This is a genomic window from Novosphingobium fluoreni (assembly GCF_014196615.1).
Classification (GTDB): domain Bacteria; phylum Pseudomonadota; class Alphaproteobacteria; order Sphingomonadales; family Sphingomonadaceae; genus Novosphingobium; species Novosphingobium fluoreni.
Genome location: NZ_JACIDY010000011.1, coordinates 1 through 26,840, shown reverse-complemented (window position 1 = coordinate 26,840; position 26,840 = coordinate 1). Strand labels below are relative to the sequence as shown.

The 26,840-nt window shown below is 62.2% G+C and carries 20 protein-coding genes and 1 pseudogene; 10 read left to right on the top strand and 11 right to left on the bottom strand.

Going from position 1 to position 26,840, the window contains the following annotated elements; translation table 11 throughout:
- Nucleotides 1-48: 48 nt before the first annotated feature.
- Nucleotides 49-852, bottom strand: a pseudogene (locus GGR39_RS16160) (IS5 family transposase); the annotation flags it as partial.
- Nucleotides 853-1,707: 855 nt separating this feature from the next.
- On the opposite strand from GGR39_RS16160, the gene GGR39_RS16155 reads away from it, so the two are divergent.
- The 4 genes from GGR39_RS16155 (at nucleotide 1,708) to GGR39_RS16140 (ending at nucleotide 8,443) form a co-directional block, all read left to right on the top strand.
- Nucleotides 1,708-2,955, top strand: coding sequence for an efflux RND transporter periplasmic adaptor subunit (locus GGR39_RS16155; protein WP_425490609.1), 1,248 nt, complete (start codon nucleotides 1,708-1,710; stop codon nucleotides 2,953-2,955).
- 7 nt (nucleotides 2,956-2,962) lie between these two features.
- The gene (locus tag GGR39_RS16150) at nucleotides 2,963-6,169 is read left to right on the top strand and encodes a multidrug efflux RND transporter permease subunit (protein WP_183618685.1); all 3,207 of its coding nucleotides are present in this window, start codon (nucleotides 2,963-2,965) and stop codon (nucleotides 6,167-6,169) included.
- Nucleotides 6,166-7,698, top strand: a complete 1,533-nt coding sequence (locus GGR39_RS16145) for an efflux transporter outer membrane subunit (protein WP_183618684.1) — start codon at nucleotides 6,166-6,168, stop codon at nucleotides 7,696-7,698. The genes GGR39_RS16150 and GGR39_RS16145 overlap by 4 nt, the downstream gene beginning before the upstream one ends.
- 235 nt (nucleotides 7,699-7,933) lie before the next feature.
- On the top strand, nucleotides 7,934-8,443 hold the full coding sequence (locus GGR39_RS16140) for a MarR family winged helix-turn-helix transcriptional regulator (protein ID WP_183618683.1): 510 nt from the start codon (nucleotides 7,934-7,936) through the stop codon (nucleotides 8,441-8,443).
- An 8-nt stretch (nucleotides 8,444-8,451) separates the two neighbouring features.
- Here GGR39_RS16140 and putA read toward each other — a convergent pair whose 3' ends face one another.
- Nucleotides 8,452-12,054, bottom strand: a complete 3,603-nt coding sequence (gene putA, locus GGR39_RS16135; protein ID WP_183618681.1) for a trifunctional transcriptional regulator/proline dehydrogenase/L-glutamate gamma-semialdehyde dehydrogenase — start codon at nucleotides 12,052-12,054, stop codon at nucleotides 8,452-8,454.
- 146 nt (nucleotides 12,055-12,200) lie between these two features.
- On the opposite strand from putA, the gene GGR39_RS16130 reads away from it, so the two are divergent.
- Both GGR39_RS16130 and modB read left to right on the top strand, forming a co-directional pair.
- Nucleotides 12,201-12,653, top strand: a complete 453-nt coding sequence (locus tag GGR39_RS16130; protein WP_183618673.1) for an Lrp/AsnC family transcriptional regulator — start codon at nucleotides 12,201-12,203, stop codon at nucleotides 12,651-12,653.
- A gap of 74 nt (nucleotides 12,654-12,727) precedes the next feature.
- Complete coding sequence (gene modB / locus GGR39_RS16125; protein WP_183618670.1) at nucleotides 12,728-13,405, top strand: molybdate ABC transporter permease subunit; 678 nt, start codon at nucleotides 12,728-12,730, stop codon at nucleotides 13,403-13,405.
- A gap of 4 nt (nucleotides 13,406-13,409) precedes the next feature.
- Here the strand turns inward: modB and GGR39_RS16120 are convergent, their stop codons facing one another.
- Together GGR39_RS16120 and GGR39_RS16115 are read right to left on the bottom strand one after the other, a co-directional pair.
- Complete coding sequence (locus GGR39_RS16120; RefSeq protein WP_183618668.1) at nucleotides 13,410-13,676, bottom strand: hypothetical protein; 267 nt, start codon at nucleotides 13,674-13,676, stop codon at nucleotides 13,410-13,412.
- Between the two features lie 119 nt (nucleotides 13,677-13,795).
- Nucleotides 13,796-15,244, bottom strand: a complete 1,449-nt coding sequence (locus GGR39_RS16115; protein ID WP_183618666.1) for a sensor histidine kinase — start codon at nucleotides 15,242-15,244, stop codon at nucleotides 13,796-13,798.
- 309 nt (nucleotides 15,245-15,553) lie between these two features.
- Here GGR39_RS16115 and GGR39_RS16110 point away from each other — a divergent pair, with 309 nt between their 5' ends.
- From GGR39_RS16110 to GGR39_RS16100, 3 genes are read left to right on the top strand one after another with little or no spacing between them, the layout of a single operon-like run.
- Nucleotides 15,554-17,482 carry a pilus assembly protein TadG-related protein gene (locus GGR39_RS16110; protein WP_183618658.1) on the top strand — a complete coding sequence of 643 codons (1,929 nt, stop codon included), beginning with the start codon at nucleotides 15,554-15,556 and terminating at the stop codon, nucleotides 17,480-17,482.
- 11 nt (nucleotides 17,483-17,493) lie between these two features.
- Entirely contained in the window at nucleotides 17,494-18,069 is a 576-nt protein-coding gene (locus GGR39_RS16105) for a TadE/TadG family type IV pilus assembly protein (RefSeq protein WP_058735316.1), read from the top strand.
- Nucleotides 18,070-18,077: 8 nt separating this feature from the next.
- Entirely contained in the window at nucleotides 18,078-18,734 is a 657-nt protein-coding gene (locus tag GGR39_RS16100; RefSeq protein WP_343055916.1) for a TadE/TadG family type IV pilus assembly protein, read from the top strand.
- Between the two features lie 10 nt (nucleotides 18,735-18,744).
- On the opposite strand, the gene GGR39_RS16095 is transcribed toward GGR39_RS16100, so the two are convergent.
- From GGR39_RS16095 to GGR39_RS16070, 6 genes are all read right to left on the bottom strand, one after another.
- Entirely contained in the window at nucleotides 18,745-20,247 is a 1,503-nt protein-coding gene (locus tag GGR39_RS16095) for a sensor histidine kinase (protein WP_183618656.1), read from the bottom strand.
- A gap of 179 nt (nucleotides 20,248-20,426) precedes the next feature.
- Nucleotides 20,427-20,564, bottom strand: a complete 138-nt coding sequence (locus tag GGR39_RS16090; RefSeq protein WP_183618654.1) for an entericidin A/B family lipoprotein — start codon at nucleotides 20,562-20,564, stop codon at nucleotides 20,427-20,429.
- A 62-nt stretch (nucleotides 20,565-20,626) separates the two neighbouring features.
- A complete protein-coding gene (locus GGR39_RS16085) occupies nucleotides 20,627-21,508 on the bottom strand; it encodes a hypothetical protein (protein ID WP_058735325.1) in 882 nt (293 codons plus the stop codon).
- Nucleotides 21,509-21,510: 2 nt separating this feature from the next.
- Complete coding sequence (locus GGR39_RS16080; protein WP_183618652.1) at nucleotides 21,511-21,741, bottom strand: hypothetical protein; 231 nt, start codon at nucleotides 21,739-21,741, stop codon at nucleotides 21,511-21,513.
- On the bottom strand, nucleotides 21,738-23,255 hold the full coding sequence (locus GGR39_RS16075; protein WP_343055915.1) for a PAS domain S-box protein: 1,518 nt from the start codon (nucleotides 23,253-23,255) through the stop codon (nucleotides 21,738-21,740). Before GGR39_RS16075 ends, GGR39_RS16080 begins: the two co-directional genes overlap by 4 nt.
- Nucleotides 23,256-23,270: 15 nt before the next feature.
- Complete coding sequence (locus GGR39_RS16070) at nucleotides 23,271-23,636, bottom strand: CsbD family protein (protein ID WP_183618650.1); 366 nt, start codon at nucleotides 23,634-23,636, stop codon at nucleotides 23,271-23,273.
- Between the two features lie 641 nt (nucleotides 23,637-24,277).
- Here GGR39_RS16070 and GGR39_RS16065 point away from each other — a divergent pair.
- Nucleotides 24,278-24,616: a WYL domain-containing protein gene (locus GGR39_RS16065; protein WP_246388903.1), complete on the top strand. Its 339-nt coding sequence runs from the start codon at nucleotides 24,278-24,280 to the stop codon at nucleotides 24,614-24,616.
- A 60-nt stretch (nucleotides 24,617-24,676) separates the two neighbouring features.
- On the opposite strand, the gene GGR39_RS16060 is transcribed toward GGR39_RS16065, so the two are convergent.
- Nucleotides 24,677-26,698 (bottom strand): ATP-binding protein, encoded by a 2,022-nt coding sequence (locus GGR39_RS16060; protein ID WP_183618648.1) that lies wholly within the window; start codon nucleotides 26,696-26,698, stop codon nucleotides 24,677-24,679.
- Nucleotides 26,699-26,840 lie beyond the last annotated feature (142 nt).

Sequence of the window (26,840 nt, the reverse complement as noted above, 5' to 3'; positions counted from 1 at the left end):
TCTTGCTGTTTAGCGGGATCTGATGGGGCACTCAGAGCCGTATGGGCATTATGCGGGCGCAGTTCGCCCCTCTAGCCATGCGAGCCGCTGAATGTTGTAGGCCAGGTTCGCCATCCCAATCTTGATCCGAGCTCGAGCCATGCCGATGGTGCGCACGATTAGGCCCATACGATGCTTCTGGCCGGCAAAGACGTGCTCGACGGCCGAGCGCACCGCTGACCGCTTCGCGTTTGCGCGTGCGATGCGCTCGGGCATGGCGCGGCGATGCGGCTTTCGCTGGTGGATGTTGCTGGTGAACATGCTCTTGGCGAGGAACGCCTCATTCTTCTTCGAACGGTAGGCTGTGTCGGCCCACACGCCTGAGGCCGTGTTGTTGGGGCTGATCAAAACCGGCAGCCTTGCGCCATCGTAAGCATTGGCAGCGCTGGCATCCCATGTGCGGATCAGGCCATGCGTGCGGTCAATGCCAATATGGTTCTTGTAGCCGAACATGGGGATGGCGAGGTCGACTGGCTTGAACGCTCTGGGGTCAGCGCCGTCTTTCACCTTGGCCTTGGTGTATTTGACGCTCCAGCGCGCGTCCCGATCCTTCTGGCCGAGCTTGGCTGGCTTATCCTTCCAGCGATCGGGGATCCGACCGTGTCTGATCGCCGCCTTCTCCTCCTCGGTGTTGCGCTGTTTAGGCGCCGGCACCACGGTGGCATCGATGATCTGGCCGCCCATGGCGAGATATCCTCGGTCCGTCAGTGCGGCATCGAAGCGGGCGAAGAGCTTGTCGATTGCCTTGGCTTTCACCAGGCGCTCGCGGAACAGCCATACTGTCGTTGCATCCGGCACCGTGCCGTCGAGGCCATCCTCCTTCACTCCTTCCTTCAACCGCCATGGACCGGCGCCAGGGTGGCGGGGGGCGGCAGGAGCGGACCGACAGCCCCGCCGGCTGAAGGCAGGGCGCACCTGAAAAGGCCGCAACGAAGTGGAGGACCCGGGAGCGCAGCGGATGGGTTGCGGCTTGCCGAGGCGGGGCTACAGGGCAGCAACGCCCCCCGCCACCTTGGAGCCGAAGGCTCAGCGCCGCCTGCGCCCCGCGCGGGCCTCAACCCTAGGGGTGCACATCTGCATCCCGCCACACGTGCCGCTCAAGGCGGCGCGGGAACGCGTCAGCGATCGCAACGGCTCTGCCGACGCGACGCCGCAAGGCGGCTTGGCCGAAGCGTCAACGAAGGTAGAGCGCGATCAAGCCGCCAGGCCCGAGACGCCCTTCCTTTCGCGCTTGCGGTACAGAGCAGGTACGCCCATCCACACGTATGGAGTGATACGCCAAAGCGGCAGGCGCAGGATAAGAGTGCCCAGTGTCAGCGCTTAGAAGAACGGCATTGCCCCTACGGCCGTTTATTCTAGGGAAAAAGCGATTAAATCTGGGCATTTAATAGGCACCGTGCGCACGTAACGGTATCTATGACGGTACAAGAGGACGATCGGCTTTCACTAGCTCTTTGGAATAGCTAGGCAATTATTCCGATGTTCGATTCCGTCCCCGGGCACCACAATTCATCGCTAATTTCAAAGCCTACCTTTAGTTCCCGGCAAATCGCGATTTGCCCTGCAAGGCTAATTCAGTCGCAAAATGTCGCGATCGCGACATGATGGCTTGCAGCGCGGACCTTTCAGTTGAATAGCAGGGGCATCACGACCTCCAGGGCTATGCATTTGACGTTACCGAGCCAGACCCCGGGCGCTTTTCGGCATCCGGCCCGTTCTGCATTTCCCGCACTCACGCTGTTATGCGCCGCCTTGCTTTCTGGTTGCGGAAAGTCGGAAGAAGGCAAAGGTCAGCGCCCGCCGCCCAAAGTCGGCTTCGTTGTCGCCAGCCCCAGCGAGGTGCCGCAACCGGTGACGCTGGGCGGGCGGACCGTCGCCTTCGAAACCAGCGAAGTGCGCCCGCAGGTGGCCGGCGTGATTCAACGTCGCCTGTTCACAGAGGGCAGCTATGTCCAGGCCGGGCAGCCGCTGTTCCAGGTCGATCCCAGCCTTTACCGCGCCAGCGTGAACCAGGCGCAGGCCAATCTCGCCAGCGCGCGAGCCACCGCCGATGCCGCCATCGCCAAGGCCCGCCGCTATAAGCCGCTGGCCGATATGGAAGCCGTCGCCGCGCAGGATTACACCGACGCCGCCGCCCAGGCGCGCGTGGCGCGGGCATCGATCGCCCAAAATGCAGCGGCGCTGGAAACGGCGCGCGTCAACTTGCGCTTCACCACCGTTCCCGCACCAATCAGCGGCCGCATCGGCCGCGCGCTGGTCACGGTCGGCGGCCTTGCCAGCATGGGCCAGACCACGCCGCTCGCCATCATCCAGCGCACCGACCCGATGTTCGTGGACATGCAGCAATCCGCGGCGGACCTCACCACGCTACGGCGCAAGCTGCGCACCGGCGGCGTCGACGCGGGCAGCACGCAAGTCACGCTGAAGTTCGAAGATGGCAGCGATTACCCCCTGCCCGGCACCGTCCAGTTCTCCGAAGTCACCGTCAATCAGGACACCGGCACCGTCACCCTGCGAGCGCGATTCCCCAATCCCAGCGGCATCCTGCTGCCTGGTACTTTCGTGAACGCCATGTTCAACCAGGCGATCGAGACCAACGCGTTCCTGGTGCCTCAACAGGCAGTCCAGCGTGATTTCGATGGGTCCGCCTTCGTAATGCTGGTGGGCAAGGACAACAAGGCCGCGCGGCGCAAGGTGGTGACGGCGCGAACCTACGGCGCGTCGTGGGTGGTCACATCCGGCCTTGCCCGCGGCGACAAGGTGATCGTCCAAGGCCTCAATGGCCTGAAGCAAGGCGCGCCTATCGTGCCGGTACCTGCCAACACGCCGCAGGACCCGACCAAGGCTCCACCCGGCGGCGGTGGTGCAGGTGGGCGCGGTAAGGGCCAGGGCGCAGCGCCTAAGCAGGGCAGCTGACGAACTAATGTCCCGGATTTTCATCGACAGACCGATCTTCGCCTGGGTGCTGGCGGTGATCGTCATGCTCGCCGGGGCCGGCGCGCTGACGGCGCTGCCCAATCAGCAATACCCCGATATCGCCCCGGTCCAAGTCAACATCTCCGCGACGTATCCCGGCGCTCAGGCCGAGGCGATCGAGAACAGCGTCACTCAGGTGCTGGAGCAATCGCTGACCGGGATCGACGGTCTGCTGTATTTCAGCTCGCAGTCGTCCAATCGTGGCCGCGCCACCATCAGCGCCACGTTCGCCAAGGGCACCGATCCGGACATTGCCCAGGTCCAGGTGCAGAACCAGATCCAGAGCGCGATCGCCCGCCTGCCCCAACAGGTGCAACAGCAAGGCGTGCGCGTCAGCAAGTCCAACCCGGATCAACTGCTGCTCGTTGCCGTGTATGACGAGACCGACACCCGTTCCAACCAGGACGTGTCGGACTATCTTGCCTCCAACATCCAGGACCCGCTTTCGCGCGTGACCGGGGTGGGCGACGTCAATGTGTTTGGCGCGCCGCACGCGATGCGCATTTGGCTCGACCCGCGCAAGCTGGCCGCCGTTGCCTTGATGCCCAGCGATGTCGTCACCGCCATCCGGGCGCAAAATACCGAGGTCGCCGCCGGTGAAGTGGGTGGCACACCCTCTCCGCAGGAACAGGCCCTCAACGCCACTGTCACGGCGCAGTCGCGCTTGCAGACACCCGAGCAGTTCCGCGCGATCGTGCTGAAAACGCAGAGCGACGGCTCCACCGTGACGGTCGGCGACGTGGCGCGGGTGGAGATCGGCGCGGAAAGTTACGCGGTGGTCAGCCGCGTAAATGGGCACCCGGGCGCGGGTATCTCGATATCTTTGTCTCCCGGCGCGGATGCGCTTCGCACATCGGCAGCTATCAAAGCGCGGGTGAAAGAGCTGACACGCGACATGCCCGAGGGGCTGAAGTACATCTACGTCAGCGATACGACCGACTTCATCAAGCTGTCGGTGGAGGAGGTGGAAAAGGCGCTGATCGAGGCCATCGCCCTGGTCGTGATCGTGATGTTCGTCTTCCTGCAAAGCTGGCGCGCCACGCTCATTCCCACGATCGCCGTGCCGGTGGTGCTGCTTGGTACGTTCGCGGTGTTCTACGTGGTCGGTTTCTCGATCAACACGCTGACGCTTTTCGGCTTGGTCCTCGCCATCGGCCTGCTTGTCGATGACGCCATCGTCGTCGTCGAGAATGTCGAGCGGCTGATGGAAGAGAATCCGGGCATGAGCCCGCGCGATGCCACCATGCGATCGATGGACGAGCTGCAAGTCGCGCTGATCGCCATCGCGCTGGTGCTGTCCGCCGTGTTCCTGCCGATGGCTTTCTTCGGCGGATCGACCGGCGTGATCTATCGCCAGTTCTCGCTGACGATCATCACCGCCATGATCCTGTCGGTGCTGGTGGCGCTTATCCTCAGCCCCGCGCTGACGACGATGTTGCTGAAAGCCAAGACCGAGGAGAAGAAGCCCGGCTTCCTGCGCCGCCGCTTCCCGGCCGTGGGTGATCGCCTGGTCCGTTTCAGCGATGCCTTCAATCGCGGTTTTGAGCGGATGAGCAACAGCTACGCCAATTCCGTGACGCGCGTGGTCGATCGCAAATGGCTGTTCCTGGCGATCTACGCCGCCATCGTGGCGATCATGGCGATCCTGTTCCTGCGCCTGCCCAGCGGCTTCCTGCCGACCGAGGATCAAGGCACCACTATCGTACAGTTCCGCCTGCCGGCAGGTACGGTGCTGGGGCGCACGCAGGAGGTGCAGCGATCAGTAGAGCAATACTTCCAGACCAAGGAAAAGAACAACGTGGAGAGCATCTTCACGGTGGCGGGCGGTGGCCAGGGCGCGGCGGGGCAGAATACCGGCCAGGGCTTCGTCAAACTGCGCAACTGGGAAGACCGCCCCGGGGAGGAGAACGGCGCGGACGCCATCGTGCAGCGCGCCTCCCGCTCGCTTTCGGTGCTGCGCAACGCACAGGTCTTCGCACTGGTGCCGGGCGCGGTGCGAGGCCTGGGGCAATCCTCCGGCTTCACTCTGGAATTGCAGAACAACAGCGGCATGAGCCGGGAAAAGTTCGCGGCAGCGCGGGACAAGCTGCTGGAACTGGCCACAGCGGACGAACGGCTGAGCGGTGTGCGGCTGAGCGACTTGCCGGATGTGTCGACCCTTTCGATCAAGGTCGATCCCCAGCGCGTCACTGCCTATGGCGTGAACCCCAGCACCGTGAACGACACGCTGGCGACCGCTTGGGGCGGCGTCTACGTGAATGACTTCATCGACAAGGGCCGCGTGAAGCGGGTGTATGTCCAGGGCGATGCGCCCTATCGCGCCAAGCCGGAAGACCTTGCCCAGTGGTATGTGCGCACCAACAGCGGTGCCATGTCACCGTTCTCCGCCTTTGCTCAGACCGGGTGGTCCACCGTTCCCAGCACGACCTCGCGCTTCAACGGCATCCCCTCTTACGAGTTCAGCGGCCAGGCTGCGCCCGGCGTCAGTTCGGGAACGGCGATGGACATCATGCAGGAACTGGCCGGAAAGATCCCCGGCACGTCCGTCGCCTGGGCGGGACAGTCGTTTCAGGAGCGCTTGAGTTCGGGCCAAGGCCCGCTGCTTTATGGCCTTTCGCTGCTGGTCGTCTTCCTATGCCTGGCTGCATTGTACGAAAGCTGGTCGATCCCGGTGGCAGTGTTGCTGGTCATTCCGCTCGGGCTGGTCGGTGCGATCTTCGCGGTGACACTGCGCGGGCTGGAGAACGACGTCTATCTGCAGATCGGCCTGCTCACCACGATGGGCCTCGCCGCCAAGAACGCCATCCTAATGATCGAATTCGCCGAACAGGCGGAGCGCGATGGCAAGCGCGTGATCGACGCTGCGGTCGAGGCCGCGCGGATTCGGTTGCGGCCGATCCTGATGACCAGCTTCGCCTTCATTTTCGGTGTGCTGCCCCTAGCCTTGGCCACCGGTGCGGGCGCGAACAGCCGCGTGGCCATCGGCACCGCAGTCGTGGGCGGCATGCTGACCGCGACGATTCTGGCGCTGTTCTACATCCCGTTGTTCTTCGTCCTGGTGCGCCGCGGCGTTCGCGATGGCGTCGTCGCTCTGCGCGATCGGATGCGGCGCAACAAGCACGGTCACTCTGAAGAAGCAGGAGAGCCGGCATGATCGCGCCACGCGGCCTCATCGCCGCCGCCTCCGCGCTGGCGCTGAGCGCCTGCTCGCTCGCGCCCAAGTACGTCACGCCCACGCCGCCAGTTTCTCAAGGCTGGCCCGTGGGCGATGCTTATCTCGCGCAAACTGAAGCCGGTCTGCCGGTGATTTCTTATGCCGAGATCTTCCGTGATTCCCGGCTCCAGCAGCTCATCACCCAGGCGCTGGCGAACAATCGCGATATCAGGGTTGCCGCCGCCAATCTGGCCGCCGCCCGCGCACAAGTCCGCGTGATTCGCGCGGACCAATTCCCCTCGCTCAACGCCACCGGTTCCGCGACGTACTCGGATCGTGGCAATGGCTCGGGCACGCTAATCCCAGGCACCGGCGGAACAGGCAGCGGCGGTAATGTTGGTGGCGGCACTGGCGGTACTGGCGGCAACAACGGCGGCACCATCGTTGGCGGCAACGGCAACGGCACCGGCTGGAACTATCGCCTGCAGGGCGGCATCTCCAGCTTCGAACTGGATTTCTTCGGTAAGTACGCCAACGCCACGCAATCGCAGCGGGAAACCGCTCTTGCCACTGAGGCGGCGGCACGCACAGTCCGCCTGGGCCTGGTCGCCGATCTGGCGCAGGCATGGGCGGCTTACGGTTCAGACCGTGACCTGCTTCAACTGGCCGAAGCGACGGCCAAGAACGCGCAACGCAGCGTCGATCTCACGCGGCTGCGGCTGCGCGGCGGGGTCGCCCCGCGCACCGACTTGCGCCAAGCCGAACAAGTCCTTGAAACCGCGCGCGGCGATCTGGCTCAGCAGCGGGCCGCTTTGGCGCAGGACGCCAACGTCATGCGCCTGCTGATCGGCGCGGAATTCAGCGAGGCGCTGCTACCGGCGAGCATTTCCGAGGTATTGGCGGCCTATGGCACGCTACCCGCTGGTACCAACTCACAAGTCCTGCTGCGGCGGCCCGACGTGGTGCAGGCGGAGTACGAATTGCGCGCCACTAGTGCCGATATTGGCGTGGCGCGGGCGCAGTTGTTTCCATCGATCTCGCTGACCGGCTTGCTGGGCGTGGCCAGCGACGCGCTATCGTCGCTGTTCAGCGGCGGCGCTTTCAATTGGTCGGCCGGCGCCAATGCGTCGTACAATATCTTCAACGCCGGTGGCCGCATCGCCGATGTCGAGGTCAGCAAGGCACGGCGCGATGCCGCGCTCGCCTCATACGAGCGGGCCGTGCAGTCCGCTTTTCGCGAAGTGGCGGATGCTCTGGCCGATCAAGGCACGCTGGGTGAGCGACTGCGCGCTGCTGGCGCGAACACGGCGGCGGCGGCGGATACCGCGCGCTTGAGCGAAGCCCGCTATCGCTATGGCGTGGATGCATTCCTCTCCAGCCTGGACGCGCAACGCAGCCTTTACAGCGCCCAACGTTCCGAGATTGCGACACGCTTGGCGCTCGCCAGCAATAGAGTGACGCTCTATCGAGTCCTGGGCGGAGATGCGTCGACCGCAACGCCAGCGGGCGCGGAACCGGAAAGGCGCTGATAAGGCAAAGCCCTATATCGATCGGCGAAGTGCGGGTTGCAGTCTGGGGATGGCTGCGGATATACTGGTAGCCCCAAATCGATCCGGTTGTGCCACGGTCGGATCGCCCCCATCGTCGAACCTGCGTTTGCGCCAGGGTTCGGCGCCATAAGCGCAGGAGACCCGTATTGGCATCGGCCATCATCGCACCGTCCGATCGCTTGCCGGTTGCCTCCCGCTCTGAAGTCCTCGTCTGATGCCGCAAGATAGCCGTCCCGGGCATTCCGAGATCAAGGACCCGATCGCATCAGGCCGCATCGAGCTTACGCCGGAAGAGCTGGCAGAGCCCAAACGCCATATCAACTTGCGGCTGACGGTGATTGCCAGGCTAGTCCGCAGCATCTTCGACAGGGATGTCTCCGTTCTGGGCGTCACGCGCTCGCAATGGACGATGATCGCCGTGGTCTCGCGCCTGCCCGGCTGCACCCAGCGCACGATCGCCGACGCTCTGGAGACTTCGGAAGCGTCGGCCGGGCGGCTGATCGACAGGCTTTGCGCTGACGGACTTTTAGAGAGAAGAGCGCGGCACGACGATCGCCGCGCCCGCGCCGTCTATCTGACGGCGGCGGCTGAACCCTTGATGGAAAACCTCTCCACCATCGCCAGCCACACCGAGAAACGAATGTTCAAGGGCTTCAGCGACGAAGAGCTAGAGGCGCTGCAAGGCTACCTCGATCGCGTCTACGACAACGTCAGCCGCGGCTGACGCGGCCCTCAGCCGATCATCATCAGGCTGGCGTTTCCACCCGCCGCGGTCGTGTTCACCGAGGTGGAGACTTCTTCCAACAACCAGTCCGTAGGCCATAGCCCCCCGGCATCGGCCGCATGGACCGGCACGATCGCGCCGTCCATATGCGCCGCCTTGCGGTTCGCCTCGGCCACGCGTTCGCCTTCCGCCAGGATCGCGGCGGGGGAGGTTTCATTCCCGGCGAACAGGTCGGCTATCGATTTCGGCAACCCCGCTGGCAGCGTCATGCCATCGATCGTGGCGCGATTGCCGCTCGCGAGGACGGCCGCCATTTGCGACAGCATGCCGTCACGCGTGGCCGGCATCAGCAGCACGTTCCCACGCGGGTGTTGGGCGTAGAGGTTACGCTCGCCCACCGGGCCGGGCAGCGTGGTCTCGAGGCCGGGTCTATTCCTGCCGGCATATTGCCGAGCAAGTTGAGCGCCCCGGCTATCCCCGTTTGCCTCCAGCCAGGCGACGAAGGCCTGCAGCGCCGGGGGCACCGGCCCATCCGTTCCGGCGGTCGCATCTCCAGGCGAGCCCAGACGGCGCAGATAAAGCGGGCCGCCCGCCTTGGGGCCCGTTCCGGAAAGACCACGCCCCCCAAACGGCTGCACGCCCACGATCGCGCCGATGACGTTGCGATTGACGTAAAGATTGCCCGCCTTCACCCGCTGCGTCACATGCGCGACCGTTTGATCCAGTCGGGTATGCAGACCGAACGTCAGGCCATAACCGGTGGCGTTGATCTGATCGATCAAGGCGTCCAGATCATCCCGCTTCCAGCGCAGGACGTGAAGCACGGGCCCGAAAACCTCTCGTCCTACATCGGAGATCGCATCGATCTCGATGATCGTGGGCGCGACGAAAGTGCCGTTTTGCGCTTGCTCGGGCAGGGCTGACCGTTCCACGCGATGGCCACGCGCCGTCATACCCTCGACATGACGGTCAATCGTTTCGCGCGCTTCGGCCGAGATGACCGGGCCGATGTCCGTTGCCAGATGCGTGGGGTTGCCCACGCGAAGCTCGGCCAATGCGCCCTTCAGCATCGTCAGCACGCGATCCGCGCAATCTTCCTGCAGGCACAGAATCCGTAGCGCCGAGCACCGCTGACCGGCGCTGTCGAACGCGGAGGCTATCACGTCCGCCACGACCTGTTCGGCCAACGCGGAGGAATCGACGATCATCGCATTCTGGCCGCCTGTCTCCGCGATCAGCGGAATGGGGCTGCCATCGGGAGCAAGCCTGGTGGAAAGCTGGCCCTGGATCATCCGCGCCACCTCGGTGGAGCCGGTGAACATCACCGCCATCGTCTCAGGTGCGGCCACCAGAGCGGCACCGATCTCGCCATCGCCGGGCAGGAGTTGCAGCGCATCGTGCGGCACCCCGGCCTCATGCAGCAGTCGGACCGCTTCGGCAGCGATCAGCGGCGTCTCCTCCGCAGGCTTTGCCAGCACGGGATTTCCGGCAACAAGTGCGGCGGCGACCTGCCCGGTGAAGATCGCCAGCGGGAAGTTCCAAGGACTGATGCAGGTCACTGGCCCCAGTGGCTGTGCGGGCGCGCTCTCCGCCTTTCGGGCCTGGGCCGCATAATAGCGCAGGAAATCGATCGCCTCCCGCACTTCGGCGATGGCGTTGGCGGCGGACTTGCCCGCTTCCCGGATCGCAAGGCCCATCAGAACGGCCATCCGCGCCTGCATGGCATCCGCGCACCGCTCCAAAATCGCAGCGCGCTCGGCGACGGGGACCTCGCTCCACCGCGATCTGGCAGCGATCTGCGCCGCTTCCCGCGCCTGATCCACAGTCGCCTCTGTCACATGACCGACGACATCATCGTGATCCGCCGGGTTCCGAATTCCCCGGGAGCCGGTCAAGGCGCTAGCCGGAGCCGCAACCCACGGCAGTTCGGCACTCTGCGCCAGGGCCAATGACAGGTCCGCCAGCGCACCCTCGTTGCTCAGGTCGATCCCGGCGGAGTTCTCACGATCGGGGTAAAGATCGCGCGGCAGGGCGATCAGGTCGTGCGAAGCGCCCGGCTGCGGCATCGTGCGGACAAGCTGCGCGGGATCGGCGGTCAACGCCTCTACCGGCACTTCCGGGTCGGCGATGCGGTTTACGAACGAAGAATTCGCACCATTCTCAAGCAGGCGACGGACAAGGTAGGCCAGCAGCGTCTCATGCGTGCCGACCGGTGCGTAAATGCGGCAGGGCCGTCCCAGCTTGCCGGTCTCAGCCGCCCCTACGACCTGCTCGTACAATGCCTCGCCCATACCATGCAGGCACTGGAATTCGTACTGTCCCAACGCAAAATCCGGGCCGGCGAGATGGTAGATCGTCGCCAGGGTCTGCGCATTGTGCGTGGCGAATTGCGGGAACACTGCGTCCTTTGCCGCCAGCAACTTACGGGCGCAGGCGATGTAGGCGACGTCCGTATGAAGCTTGCGCGTGTAAACCGGGAAATCCGCCAGCCCGTCTACCTGGGTGCGCTTGATCTCTGCGTCCCAGTAAGCGCCTTTCACCAGCCTGACCATGATGCGGCGATCGGCACGGCGCGCCAGATCGATGATCCAGTCGATCACGAAGGGGCAGCGCTTGCCATAGGCCTGCACCACGAAGCCCAGGCCATCCCAACCGGCAAGTTCCGGATCGAGCGCCAGGCTTTCCAGCAGATCGAGGGACAGTTCCAGTCGATCGGCCTCTTCTGCATCGATATTGAAGCCGATGTCGAAGGACTTCGCCATCAGCGCCAGCGTCCGGACGCGCGGGAGCAATTCGGCTTGCACTCGATCGACTTGCGCCCGAACGTAACGGGGGTGGAGTGCGGACAGCTTGATGGAAATGCCCGGCCCTTCATAAACGCCGCGCCCCTGGGCAGCCGAGCCGATCGCGCGGATCGCCTGCTCGTAATCGCGGTAATAGCGGGCCGCGTCGGCAGAAGTCATCGCCGCTTCGCCCAGCATGTCGTAGCTGTAGCGGAAGCCGCGTGCTTCCAACGCTGTCGCGCGCTTCAGCGCTTCGCCGATGGTTTCGCCGGTGACGAACTGCTCACCCATCATCCGCATGGCAAGATCCACGCCGCGTCGGATCACCGGCTCACCCGCCCTTGCGACCAGGCGGGTCAGCGCCGCCCCCAGCCCACGGTCGTCGACGCTGCCGACCAGTTTGCCGGTCACCACGAGGCCCCAAGTGGCGGCGTTGACGAACAACGGCTTCCCACCACCCAGATGCGCCGCCCAATTTCCCTCGGCGATCTTGTCGCGAATCAGGGCATCACGGGTGTCGTTATCCGGGATCCGCAGCAAAGCTTCGGCCAGGCACATGAGGGCGACGCCCTCCTCGCTCGATAGCGAGTACTCCTGCACAAGACCCTCTACCGGGCCCGCCTTCCGCTGAGAACGCAAACGCGTGACCAGCTCCGTCGAAGTGCGTCGGATCGCCTCTGTCGTAATGCTGGGCAAGGTGGCGGCGTCCAGCAGGGGACTTAGCGCTGCTTGTTCGGGCATTCGATACGCGGCGGTAATCGCAGCGCGCAGCGGCGATGGCAGCGAGGCCGGTGGAGCAAAGTCGGCGAAAGGAGCAGTCTGGGTCATCACACCAATATAAGCGATTGGTTTGAGGCAATGTGCCCTTTCACGATGAAACGATAGATCATGTTGCCCTATTCAATGTATCTTTGTAGGTCTTGTGGAATTGGATTACGCATTCCTCAGTCATATTGCCAAGAGGGGCACCGTCCGTGATCGACCTGGATGACTTCGACCGCAAGATCATCGCCGTGCTGCAAAGTGACGGTCGCATCGCAGTCACTGATCTGGCGCAGCGGATCGGACTTTCGAAGACGCCCTGCCAGGTACGAATGCGGCGCTTGATGGAGGCCGGGGTTATCCGGGGCTTCACCGCCGTGGTCGATCTCGCCAAGCTGGGGCTGGATCACATCGCATTCGCTGAAGTGAAACTCTCTGACACCCGCGAGGCGGCGCTGCGTCAGTTCAACGAGGCGGTGCGCCGCATCCCGGAAGTGGAGGAATGCCACATGATCGCCAGCAGCTTCGACTATCTGCTGAAGGTCCGTACGTCAGACATCCGCCGCTATCGGATGGTCTTAGGCGAGAAGATATCCACCCTTCCCCACGTCGCCAGCACCTCGACTTTCGTCGCCATGGAGACGGTGAAGGATAGCGGCGGCTAAGGCCGGGCTTGGCGATGCCGATCTGCTCCCATATACGGCAGGATATATGATGCGATCGCAGGGTTAGGACAGGCATGCTCAGCCCAGCGGAATGGGGCATCATCGCCCTATCCCTCAAAATCAGTGCGGTCGCGATCGTGCTGATGCTGCCCATCGCCTTTGGCTTGGCCTGGCTCTTGGCCCGCACGCGTATCCCCGGCAAACTGCTGATCGACGCTCTTGTCCACCTGCCGCTGGTGCTGCCGCCCGTAGTCACGGGGTGGTTGCTTCTCCTGGCATTCGGAAACAACGGGTGGATCGGCGGGCCGCTAGCCCGATGGCTGGGCGTGTCGTTGATGTTTCGCTGGACAGGTGCAGCCCTGGCGGCAGCGATCATGGCGCTTCCGCTGATGGTGCGCACGATGCGCATCTCAATCGAAAACGTGGACCGTCGCCTCGAAGGGGCTGCTCGCACACTCGGGGCTTCGCGAGGGCACACCTTTTGGACGATCACGCTGCCGTTAGCGACGCCCGGTTTGCTGGCCGGAACCGTGCTAGGCTTTGCCAGATCACTGGGCGAATTCGGCGCAACGATCACGTTCGTTTCGAACATTCCAGGCGAGACACGAACCATTCCGCTGGCGATCTATAGCGCCCTCCAATTGCCGGGCGGAGAGAACGCGGTGACGCGCCTCGCGCTGATCGCGGTCGCCCTTTCCCTCGTCGCGCTAGCCCTATCGGAGTGGCTCACGCGATCGGCGCGGCGGCAATGACCTCTTACGCCGGCGGTCGTTCGTCGGGGTCTATAGCGGGATCGATATCGTCCGCGGGCTGACCGTCAGCCTGCGGCGGGCGCCGATCCACGTTCTGCCAACGATCCGGTGTGCTGGAGGCCTGACCCGTCACGTTGCGGCTATCAACCGGTTCATACTCGCCGCGCTTCGCGGTCGAATCTTCTTCCTCACGCCATGTCTTGTTCGGGTCGCCTTTGGTCCCAACGACTTTACGCGAATCTTGGGGCTCCAATTCACCGCCACCGGACATCGCTCTCTCCTTGCCTACAAGCGCGGACAATCGCGCCTATGTGAGAGAAGGTTTTTACCAAGCGAATAGTTGCGACGATCACGCGGCAAACGCCGAAGCGCCCTGCGGCGACGATGGGTTTAACTCGATCGGGCGGGCAGATTGATCGTAAACCGACAATGCACGCCATCGGACGGAAAATCGATTTTAGCCCGGCCATCCACTTCGGCAGAAAGACCTCGCTCGATCAGCCGCGTGCCGAAACCTTTGCGACTGGGCACAGCGACAAGGGGGCCACCCCGCTCGGTCCAATCGATCACCAGCATCCCCTCATCGTCATGATGCCAGGTCACTGTAACGCGTCCGACTTCGTTAGAAAGCGCGCCGTACTTGATGGCGTTGGTGCTGAGCTCATGCACGGCCATCGCCAGCGCGACGGCGTGCTGCGGCTCCAACGGAACCATGGGGCCCTCCAAATCGACGCGCTCGGCGTCTTCCCCGGCAGCGGCGGCAATCGTGCGTTCGATCGTCTGGCGCAAGGACGTCGGCTCCCACGCCCGTTCCGTCAGCATATCATGCGCGGCAGCAAGCGCTTTCAGGCGGCTATCGAATACCAGCCTTGCATCACCTGCGGGATCAATCGCCCGGAACGATTGCGCGGCCAGGCCCTGCACGATCGCAAGGTTGTTCTTTACCCGGTGATTCAACTCGTTGATCAGCAATTCCTGCCGCCGCAACAGCGACGCTTCCTCGGTCACGTCATGGCCTTGCACGAAGACGCCGGTAATCGCTCCGTCCTCCCCGACGATCGGCTGATACACGAAGTCCAGGAAGCGTTGCCGGCCCGGCTCTTCCCCTTGCGCCAAGCGGAAACTGGCAGATCGGCCGACATAGGCGTCGCCGGTCGACAAGACGTTATCCAACAGGGCCACAAATCCTTGGTCAACCGCCTCGGGCACCGCGTGTGCCAAAGGCATGCCCAACAAGTCACGACCGCCCATGATCTCGCGATACGCGGCATTGGTCAGCTGGAAAATATGGTTGGGACCCTCCAGCACGGCGATAAAGCCTGGAGCTTGCTCGAACAGCTTGCGCAGGCGTCCGGTTTCGGCGCTGAGATTGGTATTGCGGGCCTGAACTGCGTTCGCCCGTTGCACGAGGCCACTCTCATCCCGCAAGCGACGCAGGTTTTGCAGCTCGGTCACGTCGACAGTATGCTGGAGGATGTAGGCAACCTTGCCCTCTGCATTAAGCATTGGAGTGTGCGTGGCGCTCCAATAGCGCTGCTCCATCCGCCCCTCTCGATCCTGAATGTCATAGCGGATCAGCGCAATTTCATCGGTAACCCGGCTGTCCAGAACCCGCTGCAGCGACTGAGTGAGCAATCGATAGCTTTCTGACTCCGGGTCGCTCGGAAAGGCCTCTAGCAAAGGCAGGCCAAGGATCGCCTCTCGACTACGGTGCGTCGTCAGCAGGTAGGCGTTGTTCATCCATGCGATCTGAAGCGCGTCATCGACCAGCACATACGGATTGGGGGAGTGCGTGAAGAGGTTTTCGAAATCGATCGGTAGTGCGGCCAAGGAGGTCATGAAAGAGTGCTTCTTCTACGCTGGGTGCCAGGTTTGGTGAGAGGAAAACATAGCAGGGTCAACGACGATGCGTTGTAATCTGTTTGGTAGAAAGCTGCTGATAATCCGCAAAATCTCCGCACGCGCTGACCGGGCCTATGTGTTCACCTTTAACGCCCCTCTCATCGGTACAGTTTCCAGGCTCCTCACACGATCATCGTAAACGAGAAATTAGGCAATACGACCTAAGTAAAATCCCGATACCGTTTGGGAAGAAAAATCATGAGGGCATCGCTGAAAAAGCTGCGCGGCGATCGCCGAGGGAACATCATGTTCCTTTCGGCCGCCAGCGTGCTGGTTTTCCTGGCCGTAGGCGGCGGCGCGCTGGACATGGGCCGCAGCTATCTGGTCAAGAACAGGCTGCAGCAGGCCTGCGATTCGGGTGTGCTGGCTTATCGGCGCACGATGCAGGGCACGAATGTCGTGGCGGGGAAAACTTATCCCACTGCGCTGGCCTACTTCAATGCCAACTATACGCCAGGACGTTACGGCACTTCGAACCCCAGCTTCCCTGAACCGACAGTGGACGCCAACGTGGTCGTTCATGGCATCGCCTCAGTTGTCGCGCCGATGACGCTGCTGAAGCTTTTCGGTAATGAAAACGTCACCATTCAGGTAACGTGTGACGCCCAGCTTCAGCTTCCCAATACCGACGTTATGTTCGTGCTGGATACGACCGGTTCGATGACTGATACAAATCCCGGCGACTCGATGAGTAAGATTGCAGCGCTGAAAACGGCGGTTACGAATTTCTATAACACGCTGGAAGGCGCGAAGATATCCGGCACACAAGTACGCTATGGATTCGTGCCATATTCCAACACCGTGAACGTCGGCATGCTGCTGAAACGGGACTGGATGGTTGATACCGCGTATTATCAATCCCGGAAGTTCGACGGCCAGAAGGAAGAACAAACCGGGAAGCAGGGTAATACCACCACCACCTACGGGACTTGGTTGCCGGCCATTACGCCGACGGTAACGACCAGCTATGGCGACCCTGAAAACTGCGTGGCTCCCGCCAACACCGCCAGAGCTACGAACACATCAAGTTCTTCCTGGTCGGGGTCAGCGGTACCCAAATCTCGGGTCAATTATCGGACATATGGGGGAGACACCTATTCTGCCGGGATCAATTCCAGTGGTCAGTGTGTCATCACGAAAAACAGTTACCCCACGACAAACCAGCAACAGACTCAGGATGAAGTCGACAACCCCAACAAGGGGCAGCCGACTTATACCAAGAGGAATTATTGGATCTATGATCAGTTTCCCTTCGACGTCCGGGGCTACAAAGGCACAGCCGCAAACGGCCTGATGGCTGGCGGAACGGTCGGCTTTCCGGTCAACAATCCCAATAATGCAGATCCAACGAAAGCCACGAACCAGAACTTCACCTGGAACTCTTCAAACGCATGTATCGAAGAGCGAAAGACGTTGCGTCCGCTGGAAACCGGCACGGCGTGGGACATGGACATCGATAGCGTGCCGGTGCCCACCAATCCCGATACGCAATGGCGGCCGTTCATCCCGTCCATCGTCTTTGCGCGCGCCGTAACCAACTATAGCGGCACACCCACCGGATGGCGCAGCGATGCCGTCAGCACGTCCACCGATTACGTTCGGCTGTCTTCACCCAGTTCGCTGTACAACGCCTGCCCCAGCGCGGCGCGCAGGTTGACGAGCAGCGAAAACGGGATGACGTCGGGCGCGCTGACTTCGTATCTTAACGGGCTGGCCACGCGCGGGTGGACGTATCACGATATCGGCTTCCTGTGGGGACTTCGGTTGATCTCGCGCGAGGGGTTGTTCGCGGCGGATAATGCTTCGGCTCCGAACGGCAGTTCGATCGGCCGCAACATCATCTTCATGACGGATGGCGATACCGAAACGCACTTTCAGGCTTACGACGCCTATGGCCTCTCCGCGCTGGACAGGCGGCGGACGAATTCGCTCCTGCTCCCGTCCGATAATGATCAGAACAACATCGTCGAGAGCCGGCTCAGCCAGTACTGCAGCATCGCCAAAAACCAGAAGGGCATCACCGTCTGGGTCATCGCCTTTGGCACAAGCCTGACACCGCTGCTTGAGAATTGTGCGTCCGATGGTCGCGCTTTCCAGGCCGACAACTCGGATCAGCTAAATCAGACCTTCGCCGAAATCGCAGCGAAGATCGCACAACTGCGGCTAACCAAGTGAGACGGCGATGGATGGCTTGGCGGCATGACAGCCACGGCAACGCCGGGGTCGAATTCGCCTTGGTTGCGCCCGTCTTCCTGCTCCTGGTATTGGGTGGGCTGGACTTGTACCATACGGCCTCCGTTCGCGCGATCGCGGTGGGGCAATTGCAAAAGGCCGCAAGAGACACGTCTCTGGAAGATGCAGCCGCGGATGTCCGCCAGGCCGCGATACTTTCCCGGTTGCAGAACGCGGTAAGAGAGATCGCGCCGGGTGCCACGGTCAACATGGTCTCTAAAGCCTATCAAAATTACGGCGACGTGGGCTCGCCGGAGGAATTCCAGGACGGCAATCACAACGGCAAATGCGATAATGGTGAGAGCTTCGTCGACAGCAATCGCAACGGCACATGGGACCAGGATAGTGCCGCGGACGGCCGCGGCGGTGCCAAGGATGTCGTCTTGCTGACAGCGACCATCTCGTATGACCATCTGCCTATAGCGGCGCTTTTGACGTCGGACCGCAAGGTTGAACTGGTGGCCAAGACCCTTCTGCGCAATCAGCCGAACGACCAGCAGGCTGATCCGCCCACCGGAAAATGCTCATGATACCTAAAGTGCTGGAGCGATTACGATTGCAGAGCACATTCGTGCAGGATCAATCCGGTATCGCAATAACCGAATTTGCGATCTGCCTGCCCCTTCTTCTGCTGATGATCAGCGCCGGTATCGAACTCACCAACTTCGTGATGGTGCGCCAGCAAGTCAGCCAGCTTGCCCTGCAAGTGGCTGACAACGCTACGCGGATCGGCACGCAGACTTCTGTCCAGACCCAGGTCAACGAAAAGCAGGTGAATGACCTGTTCCAAGGTGCCAACCTTCAGGCCACCGGCATGGATTTCCAGCGAAACGGTCGGATCATCCTTTCCAGCCTGGAAGTGGATGAAGACCCGCCGAAGGGCCAATATATTCACTGGCAACGCTGCTACGGATCACTAGCCTACCCATCAAGTTACGGCGTCGAAGGGGATGGCAAGAAGACGAACAAAGGATCGTTCACCGGAATGGGTCCGACCGGGGGCAAAGTCACGGCGCTGCCCGGCATCCCGGCCATATTTGTGCAGATCGGCTATCAATACCAGCCCATCATTACCTCCAGGTTCGTGCCGACCGGACCGATCACCGAGACCGCCACCATGCTGGTGCGCGATAGCCGCGACACGTCCGGGCCCGGCATCAATCCTGTTGCCGGGGTGACGCCCTCGACCTGCTAGGTGATGCGCCTTAGCGAATGAGGGATGTGACGGGGATGCTGACGCGCATGTCCAGGCCATCGGATGGCCACGCGCGCTCGATCACGCCGTCCAACTGCCTGACGATACTCAGGTCCACCAGTTTGCTGCCGAAGCCCTCGGCGCGCGGTGGCTGTACACCTTGCACACCGGATTCCCGCCAGGTGATCGCAAAATTTTCGCCCTGCTGCTGAAACCCTATGGCAAGGGATCCCTCCTCTTGCGAAAGCGCACCATACTTGGCGGCGTTGGTCGCCAACTCATGGAACAGCAGAGCCAACGGCGTGGCGGAACGATCGTCCACACGCAGGTCTTCGCCATTGATCTGGATCCGTCCCCCTGCCGTTTCCAGATATGGCGCGAGGAGTTCATCCAGTAAGCTGCGCAAGCTGGTATAGCCCGCGACCGCGCTTTTCAGATGCGTGCCGGAACTGATCAAGTTGTGCGCACGGCCCAAGGCAAGAACACGACTGCGCAAAGCTTCGCCGCCCTCCGCCATTCCGGGGTGAGACCGCACCGTCAGCGATATGAGCCCGCTGATGATCGAGAAGATGTTCTTGATCCGATGGCTGAGTTCCTGCGAGACGATCTCTGCCTGATGTTGCAGCATCTTGCTGTCGTGGATGTCCGTACACGTGCCGAACCAGCGGGCGATCTTGCCATCTTCAAGCCGGATCGGCAGCGCGCGGCCCAGTGTCCAGCGGTACTGCCCGGACCTGTGGCGCAACCGATATTCGATTTCATACGGATCGCCGGTTTGCAGGGAGTGGCGCCACAGCGTCCAGGCGCGCTCCTGGTCGTCCGGATGAAACATATCGTTCCATCCTTCGCCATCGGTGGTCCCCGCCGGCATACCGGTAAATTCGTACCAGCGCGCATTATAATAGTCGTGATAACCATCTGGCCGGGTGGACCAGACCATCTGTGGCATCGCATCGGCCAATACCCGGAAACGCGCCTCGGTTTCATCGAGAACGCGTGTTGCCTGCACATTGTCACGCCGCATGGAGAGCAATGAAACGACGTTCGCGGCCAGAACCGAAAGGCCCTGCCGCTGCATGTCGGACAAGTCGGCGCGCGGCTTGCTATCGATCACACATAATGCGCCCAGTGGGATGCCGGCCTCTGTCACAAGCGGTGCGCCGGCGTAGAACCGGATGTTAGGCTCACCAATTACCAGAGCGTTATTGCGGAAGCGCGCATCATGCGTGGCATCGGGCACCACCATGATATCGGTGCCCATCATCGCATGCGCGCAAAAAGAAAGTTCGCGTGGGGTTTCTGTTGTGTCGAGGCCAGTACGCGCGGCGAACCACTGGCGGCGCGTCTCCACGAAGCTTACCAGGGCCACGGGTGTATTGCACAACGTCGCGGCGAAATCCGTTATGGCCTTAAGGCGTGGATCGTCCGCCCAATCACTGATTTCGAAGCTTGCCAGAACCGAGGCGCGGTCATCGTCAGACAAGGCGACGGGCGTCGGGTTCTCGAACTGCATCGAAAATGCTTACCTTCCAAGGGGCTGCACGATCAGAACGCACGCCGCCCGGTCATATAACGCTTGAACGGCAAAAAGTCATCGCCCTGGCATCGGTCGCAATCAGCTAAATTATCCGTTGGAGCTAATCGTTGCAGGCGCGAACCGCCGACATAGCCGGCGGCTCGCGGTGCGACGTCTTACTTCTTGTTTTCGCCAGACGCCTCGGAAACAGCCTTGCCGGCCGATCGCATGTCCTTGCCGGCACCGTTGACCGTGTTGCAGGCGCTTAGCGAGAGGACCGTGATGGTCATCGCTATCACCAGAGACTTCTTCATGGTATTCTCCATCGTTTGACTTCCGGGAGGCGCGCCAGCTTGCGACACGCCTCCCACGTACCTCAGTAGGCGCGTCGACGGGCACCGGCTGCCGCGCCGAAGGCAGAGGCAGCGGCACCGATGACCAGCGCCAGCACGATCACGAACGAGGTACCGGCAGCAGCGCCGGCCGCGCTGTCCGCAGCGGACTTGGCAGTTTGCACCGTATCGTTCTTTGCCTTCACGAAGTCCGCCTTGGCGCGATCGACCTGTGCCTGAGCTTCAGGACGGCTGATCTTGCGCTGTGCCGCCACGATGTCGACGATGCGACCTTCAGCCTGCGCACCTTCGGCACCACCACGCGCGAGCGCGGGAAGCTGCTTGGCGATCTCCGCCTGAGCCTGCTCCGGCGTCATCTGGGCCGGATCGGATGGAGCATCGGACAAATACTTGGCAGCTTCCTGACGGACGTCGCCATTGTCGATCCCGGCGATCTCCGCCGCCTTGGGAGCGGCCGCGCCCACCGTGCTGCCGGCCGCTCCCGCGACCGCGCCAACCGTGCGGAACGCGCCGCCGATGATGCCGCCCACCGCCGATGTCAGCAGGTAAAGCGTCAGGATCAGCGTTACGCCCCAGACGACAAGACCGTGGACCAGCGCGTCGAAGCGTTCAGTCACGCCCGAAACGCGAGCGGCGGCGTAACCGCCAAGGCCCAGCGCGAGGATGGTGGTGATCAGCCAGTAAATGCCTGCCCCGATGCCGAAGCCGGTCGCGCCGGGCGTCGTGCCTTCCACGGGATCGACCATGGACAAGCCGATGCCTGTGCCCAGGATGCCTAGGACCAGTTGCACGGCCACGGCGATCACAACGCCCGCAAACGCCGCGCCCCACGATAGCCGCGTACGGCCCTTTCCATAAAGATCGCGATCCACTGGGACCGCCTCTGCTGTCACTATCGTCGCCATATTCACTCCTGCTGCTTTTTGATTTTGGAACTGTTGGAGGCAACGGCCTTCTGGTCCGCCTGCCCCTGCTCGACTTCGGCGTCGTCACCGATGAGCTTGCCGATGGCTTCGCGAACCGAAGCCTTGGCCTTCTTTGCCTGACGTTCGGCTGCCTCGGCATCACCAGGGAGTGAATCGGGACTGGTCGAAGTCACCGATTTGCGATCGTCTGGTTTTTTGCTCGCGTCACTCATGAGATGGCGTCCTTGGTCCGCAACGCGGCGATCACGCCGCCATCGTCGAATCCCCGCGCGCGCGCCCACGCCGCCGCTGCGGTTCGCCGGTTGACGCCGATCTTCGCATAAATGCGCGCCACGTGATTACGCACCGTGTTGGCCGACACATCCAACTCGCGCGCGATGCGCTTGTCATCCAACCCTCGGCAAATCAGAGCCAAAACTTCACGCTCGCGCGCGGTCAAGTCATCGAGAGATGCGCCGCCCTCATCCGGCTGTGGCGAGCGCAGCCTGGCCAGCTTGTCCATGATCGAGCGGCTGAACCAGCTGGTGTCTTTCATCACCGCCTCGATCGCCTCGACCAATTCCATCTCGGTGGACTTACGCTGAGTGATATCCTGGAAGGCCCAGAGGAGGCAGGCATCGCCGCCCAGATTGAACGTCTCGGTAGATATGAGGCAGTCGACATAGCTGCCATCCTTCGTGCGGATGCGAGCTTCCTGACCTCGCAGCGCTCCGACGTCTTCGACAGCCCGCTCGATCTGCTCGGCCACGGCATCATTCGCCCAAAGCCCCAGCTCGGTCAGCGAGCGGCCGATAATCTGCGTGGAATCATAGCCACTCAGAGCGGAGAAGCTCTCATTCACCTCGCACAGCAAATGCCCATCCCGCGACCCAATCGCCAGCGGAACCGGCGCGACGTGGAAGGTTCGGGTGAACCGCTCTTCGCTATGACGCAGCGCGGACTCGGCCTTTCGACGCGGCTCAAGGTCGGCGAACGTGAAAAGGATGCAGGGCTGCTCGGAAAGATCGATCGGCTGGCCCGCCACGATCACAAGCTTGGTCCCGCCATCCGGCAGTTCGAGTTCGGCTTCCATCTGCGGAATGGTCCCGCCCTGCGCGAGCCGTTCCTTCGCCAGATCGCGCCTCTCCGCCTCGCGCAGCACATCGATATCGTACACGGTCTTGCACAGGACCTGATCGCGGACATAGCCCGTCATATCCAGGAACCCCTGGTTGACCTTCACGAACCGCAGGTCCGCCAAGCGACAGATTATGGCCGGTGCGGGATTAGCGTTGAAGGATTGCTCGAACCGATCCTCGGCCTTGTATTGCGCGGTGACGTCCTGGATGACCAGGACAACGCAAGCCGGCTCCTCGTCGTCGCCGTCGTTCAACACCAGACTGCGCACCTGATGGACCCAGCGCGCCTCTTCCTCACCGGCGACCGTCACCTCTACGACGACCTCCGAGAAGGACTCCCCTGCCACCACGCGCTCGATGGGATAATCGTCAGCCTTCAGCCGATGATTATTACGATAGCGCAGCTGGAACCGCTGCCGATATGCATCGACATCGGAACCCAACTCCTCAAGCCGTTCAACGCCGTGCATTCGCAAAGCAGCGTCATTGGCCCAGAGCAGGCTCTGATCTGGATCGACCAGAATCACCCCTTCGTCGAGGCCGGCGATGATCTGGCGCAAATGCCGCAGGTCCGCCGTCTCGCGAAGACTTTTCAGGGGAGTAGCCACATCAGCCGCCCAGGCTCAGACCCGATTCCCACGGATCAGCCACCCGACGGCCAAGCCGATCACGCCCGCCGCAACGGCCCAGATCGCAGGATCGCTGCGCACGCTATCAGTCAAAGTCGCGCTGCCACGACGTACGGCATCCTCTGCTTGTCCGGCCACATCATGAAGCCTTTCGCGCGCCTCGTCCGCAAGGGCGGGTGCGCCTTCCAAGACATCTTCGGCTACAGCGCGAGCGCGGCCATAGGCGTGCTCCGCCGCCCCGGACACTTGCTTTACGACGCCATCGACCTGCCAATCCGTGCTGTCGACGGCATCACCGGCGGCCTTCTGAATCTTGCCACCAAGATAGCGAGCTTCACCGCGCAGTTCGTTCTCATTCATTGAGATTCTCCATTGTCAGCGTGAAATCGTTCAATTTGGCATGTCTCAATCGCGAACGGAGGCGGCCCGAACGGACCGCCATCGGCTTCGTCTACGATGACAAGGGGCCAGTCTTGCGGACCAGCCACACGGCAAGCCGGCATTGAAAAGGAAAGATACGCACCGAAACCGAATTTTCGGCTCGGGCGCTGGTGCGACCCGGTTCGATCCTTTCACCGACATTGCCTGACGTCCAAACAGTTCTCCTTCACCCGGTCGCAATGATCGACCGCTTGATCGGGATTAACTAGTATTGGAGAAAAGCGTTCCTGGTATCTTTGCGCTGTGTATCTAGTGGTCTTGTACCAAGACAAAACAACCCATTCGTTCGGCAACACGCCTGGTAAAATGGCCCTCGCGTCTCGTTTAGTCTTAAAAGGCCTATCCGGTGTTTTGGTGCAAATAGACTATGCGGATGGGCAACGCACTCTATTGCGCGCGGAACCTCCCGGCATAGAGAAACACTTGCGCCCCCAACATGATCCCAATGGGGGCGTGAACGGCTGCCGCCATCGGTTCGCGAAAGTGCACGGGTGGCGGCGGTTATGAATTCGCCGTCTTCGCTCTTGTGTCAGCGGAGGCGATGCGGGATATCGGCCACCATGCAAAAGGCAGAATCTTCAATCTCGCAAGATGGCGGTGGCCAGGATGTGCGGCTGACCGTGATGGAAGCCATCGCCAGTCGCAAGGTGGTGGAAGCGCGGTATAATCGTGAGACGATCCGGCTGGCGCCGCACTTGTTGTTCCAGCGCCATGGCGATTTGTTCATCAGCGCCCTGAACCTAGGCAAGACCTGGCGGTCGGACGAAGACCCGCGACTGGGGCAGTTCAAGCTGATCGGTCTGGCCGAAGCCCGGTTGATCGACGAGAGGTTCGATCCCCTCCCCGATTTTACACCGGATGCTCCGCGCGAAGACGACGTCTCGCTGCTGGCAATCTGATACGTCGACTGGATCGGCATCAGGCGGCGCATTGTTGCAGCCGCCTGATGCCTCTTTCCGTTATTCCAGTTCGAGGATCACCGCATCCACCGCCAGGCTTTGGCCTGCCGTCGCGTTGATGGCCTTGACCGTGCCTGACTTTTCAGCGCGGAGGATGTTTTCCATCTTCATCGCCTCGATCACGGCAAGCGGCTGACCTGCCTCCACCTTGTCGCCCTCGGCCACGTTCAGAGAGACGAGCAGGCCCGGCATCGGGCAGATCAGGAAGCGGGACAGATCGGGCGCAATCTTCTCGATCATGTGCTGGCTGAGCGGGGCCAGACGCGTCGGCAATACGCCCAGCTTGTGGATCGCACCACGCGTGGTGATGGTCAGCCCGGACCGGCTGGGCGCGACCTTCAGGCCCAGCATTTCGCCATCGATCTCGGCGGTAACGAGATGCTCGCCGGGCGTGTATTCCATCGCCAATTCAACTGCGCGACCGTTCACCAGCACTTCGTCTTCGTCGATCACCACCTCGAACGGGGTCTTGCCGATGGTGATGGTCCACTCGCCCGGAGGATCGAGCGGGACGCCCAGCTGGCCGTCCACGCGGCGGGCACGGTCGGCACGGGCGGTGGCGATGAAACCGGCGACAGCGGCGATCTTCTCCAAGGTTTCGTCCGACGCAGCCGCGCCGTGGAAACCCTCGGGATATTCTTCGGCGATGAAGCCGGTGGTCAGTTCACCCGAGCGGAAGCGCGGGTGCTGCATGATCGCGCTGACGAAATCTATGTTATGGCCCAGGCCTTCGATCTCGAACATATCGAGCGCGGCGACTTGCTTGTCCGCCGCTTCGTCACGCGTCGCGCCCCACGTCACCAGCTTCGCGATCATCGGGTCGTAGAACATCGAGACTTCGCCGCCTTCGTAGACGCCATCGTCCACGCGGACGCCATCGATGCCACGGCGGCCATTCGCCGCACCGTCATCCGTCCAGCCTTCCACCGGGGGCTGATAGCGCACCAGGCGGCCCGTGGACGGCAGGAAGCCGCGATAGGGATCTTCCGCATAGACACGGTTCTCGATCGCCCAACCGTCGATCTTCACGTCGTCCTGCGTAATCTCCAGCTTCTCGCCGGCCGCAACCCGGATCATCTGCTCGACCAAGTCGATCGCCGTGATCGCTTCGGTGACGGGGTGTTCCACCTGCAGGCGGGTGTTCATTTCCAGGAAGTAGAAGCTCTCGCCCGTCGGGTCGGCGCCCGAGACGATCAGTTCCACCGTACCGGCCGAGTAGTAGCCCACCGCGCGTGACAAGGCGACGCACTGCTCGCCCATGGCCTTGCGCATCTTGGGCGTGACGAAGGGCGATGGCGCTTCCTCCACCACCTTCTGGTGGCGGCGCTGGATCGAGCATTCACGCTCGTTCAGATAGAGGATGTTGCCATGCTTATCGCCCAGGATCTGGATTTCGATGTGGCGCGGGTTGAGGATGAACTTCTCGATGAAGACGCGATCGTCGCCGAACGAGTTCAGACCCTCACGCTTGGTCGCCTCGAAGCCTTCGCGCACGTCCTTCTCGTCGTACGCCAGGCGCATGCCCTTGCCGCCGCCGCCGGCCGAAGCTTTCATCATAACCGGATAGCCGATCTCGTTCGAGATCCGGACGGCGTGCTCGGTGTCCTCGATCTCACCCACGAAGCCTGGGACGACGTTGACGCCGGCAGCCTTAGCCAGCTTCTTGGATTCGATCTTGTCACCCATTGCGGCGATCGCGCCGACGGGAGGGCCGATGAATTCAATGCCTTCCGCCGCCAGCGCTTCAGCAAACGAAGTCCGCTCAGAGAGGAAGCCATAGCCCGGGTGCACCGCATCGGCGCCGGTCTGCTTGCAAGCAGCGATGATCTTGTCGGCGATCAGGTACGACTGCGCCGCGGGTGCGGGCCCGATATGTACGGCTTCGTCGGCCATCTGCACGAACGGCGCGCGCGCGTCCGCGTCTGAATAGACGGCGACGGTCTGGATGCCCATGCGGCGGGCGGTCTTGATGACGCGGCAGGCGATCTCGCCGCGGTTCGCGATCAGGATCTTCTTGAACACGGTGGTTCCTCTCACTTGAGACGCTGTGACAGACGCATTTCTCCGCCTACAGCGGGATATTGTCGTGTTTTTTCCAGGGGTTTTCGAGTGTCTTGTTGCGCAGTTTGCGCAAGGACAGGGCGATGCGGCGGCGGGTGGAGTG

What these genes read in the sequence shown, in the direction of transcription:
- GGR39_RS16150 (WP_183618685.1), top strand. Translation starts at nt 2,963, where the DNA reads ATGTCCCGGATTTTCATCGACAGACCGATCTTCGCCTGGGTGCTGGCG.
- GGR39_RS16145 (WP_183618684.1), top strand. Translation starts at nt 6,166, where the DNA reads ATGATCGCGCCACGCGGCCTCATCGCCGCCGCCTCCGCGCTGGCGCTG.
- GGR39_RS16140 (WP_183618683.1), top strand. Translation starts at nt 7,934, where the DNA reads ATGCCGCAAGATAGCCGTCCCGGGCATTCCGAGATCAAGGACCCGATC.
- putA (WP_183618681.1), bottom strand. Translation starts at nt 12,054, where the DNA reads ATGACCCAGACTGCTCCTTTCGCCGACTTTGCTCCACCGGCCTCGCTG.
- modB (WP_183618670.1), top strand. Translation starts at nt 12,728, where the DNA reads ATGCTCAGCCCAGCGGAATGGGGCATCATCGCCCTATCCCTCAAAATC.
- GGR39_RS16120 (WP_183618668.1), bottom strand. Translation starts at nt 13,676, where the DNA reads ATGTCCGGTGGCGGTGAATTGGAGCCCCAAGATTCGCGTAAAGTCGTT.
- GGR39_RS16115 (WP_183618666.1), bottom strand. Translation starts at nt 15,244, where the DNA reads ATGACCTCCTTGGCCGCACTACCGATCGATTTCGAAAACCTCTTCACG.
- GGR39_RS16110 (WP_183618658.1), top strand. Translation starts at nt 15,554, where the DNA reads ATGTTCCTTTCGGCCGCCAGCGTGCTGGTTTTCCTGGCCGTAGGCGGC.
- GGR39_RS16105 (WP_058735316.1), top strand. Translation starts at nt 17,494, where the DNA reads ATGGCTTGGCGGCATGACAGCCACGGCAACGCCGGGGTCGAATTCGCC.
- GGR39_RS16095 (WP_183618656.1), bottom strand. Translation starts at nt 20,247, where the DNA reads ATGCAGTTCGAGAACCCGACGCCCGTCGCCTTGTCTGACGATGACCGC.
- GGR39_RS16090 (WP_183618654.1), bottom strand. Translation starts at nt 20,564, where the DNA reads ATGAAGAAGTCTCTGGTGATAGCGATGACCATCACGGTCCTCTCGCTA.
- GGR39_RS16085 (WP_058735325.1), bottom strand. Translation starts at nt 21,508, where the DNA reads ATGGCGACGATAGTGACAGCAGAGGCGGTCCCAGTGGATCGCGATCTT.
- GGR39_RS16080 (WP_183618652.1), bottom strand. Translation starts at nt 21,741, where the DNA reads ATGAGTGACGCGAGCAAAAAACCAGACGATCGCAAATCGGTGACTTCG.
- GGR39_RS16070 (WP_183618650.1), bottom strand. Translation starts at nt 23,636, where the DNA reads ATGAATGAGAACGAACTGCGCGGTGAAGCTCGCTATCTTGGTGGCAAG.
- GGR39_RS16065 (WP_246388903.1), top strand. Translation starts at nt 24,278, where the DNA reads ATGCAAAAGGCAGAATCTTCAATCTCGCAAGATGGCGGTGGCCAGGAT.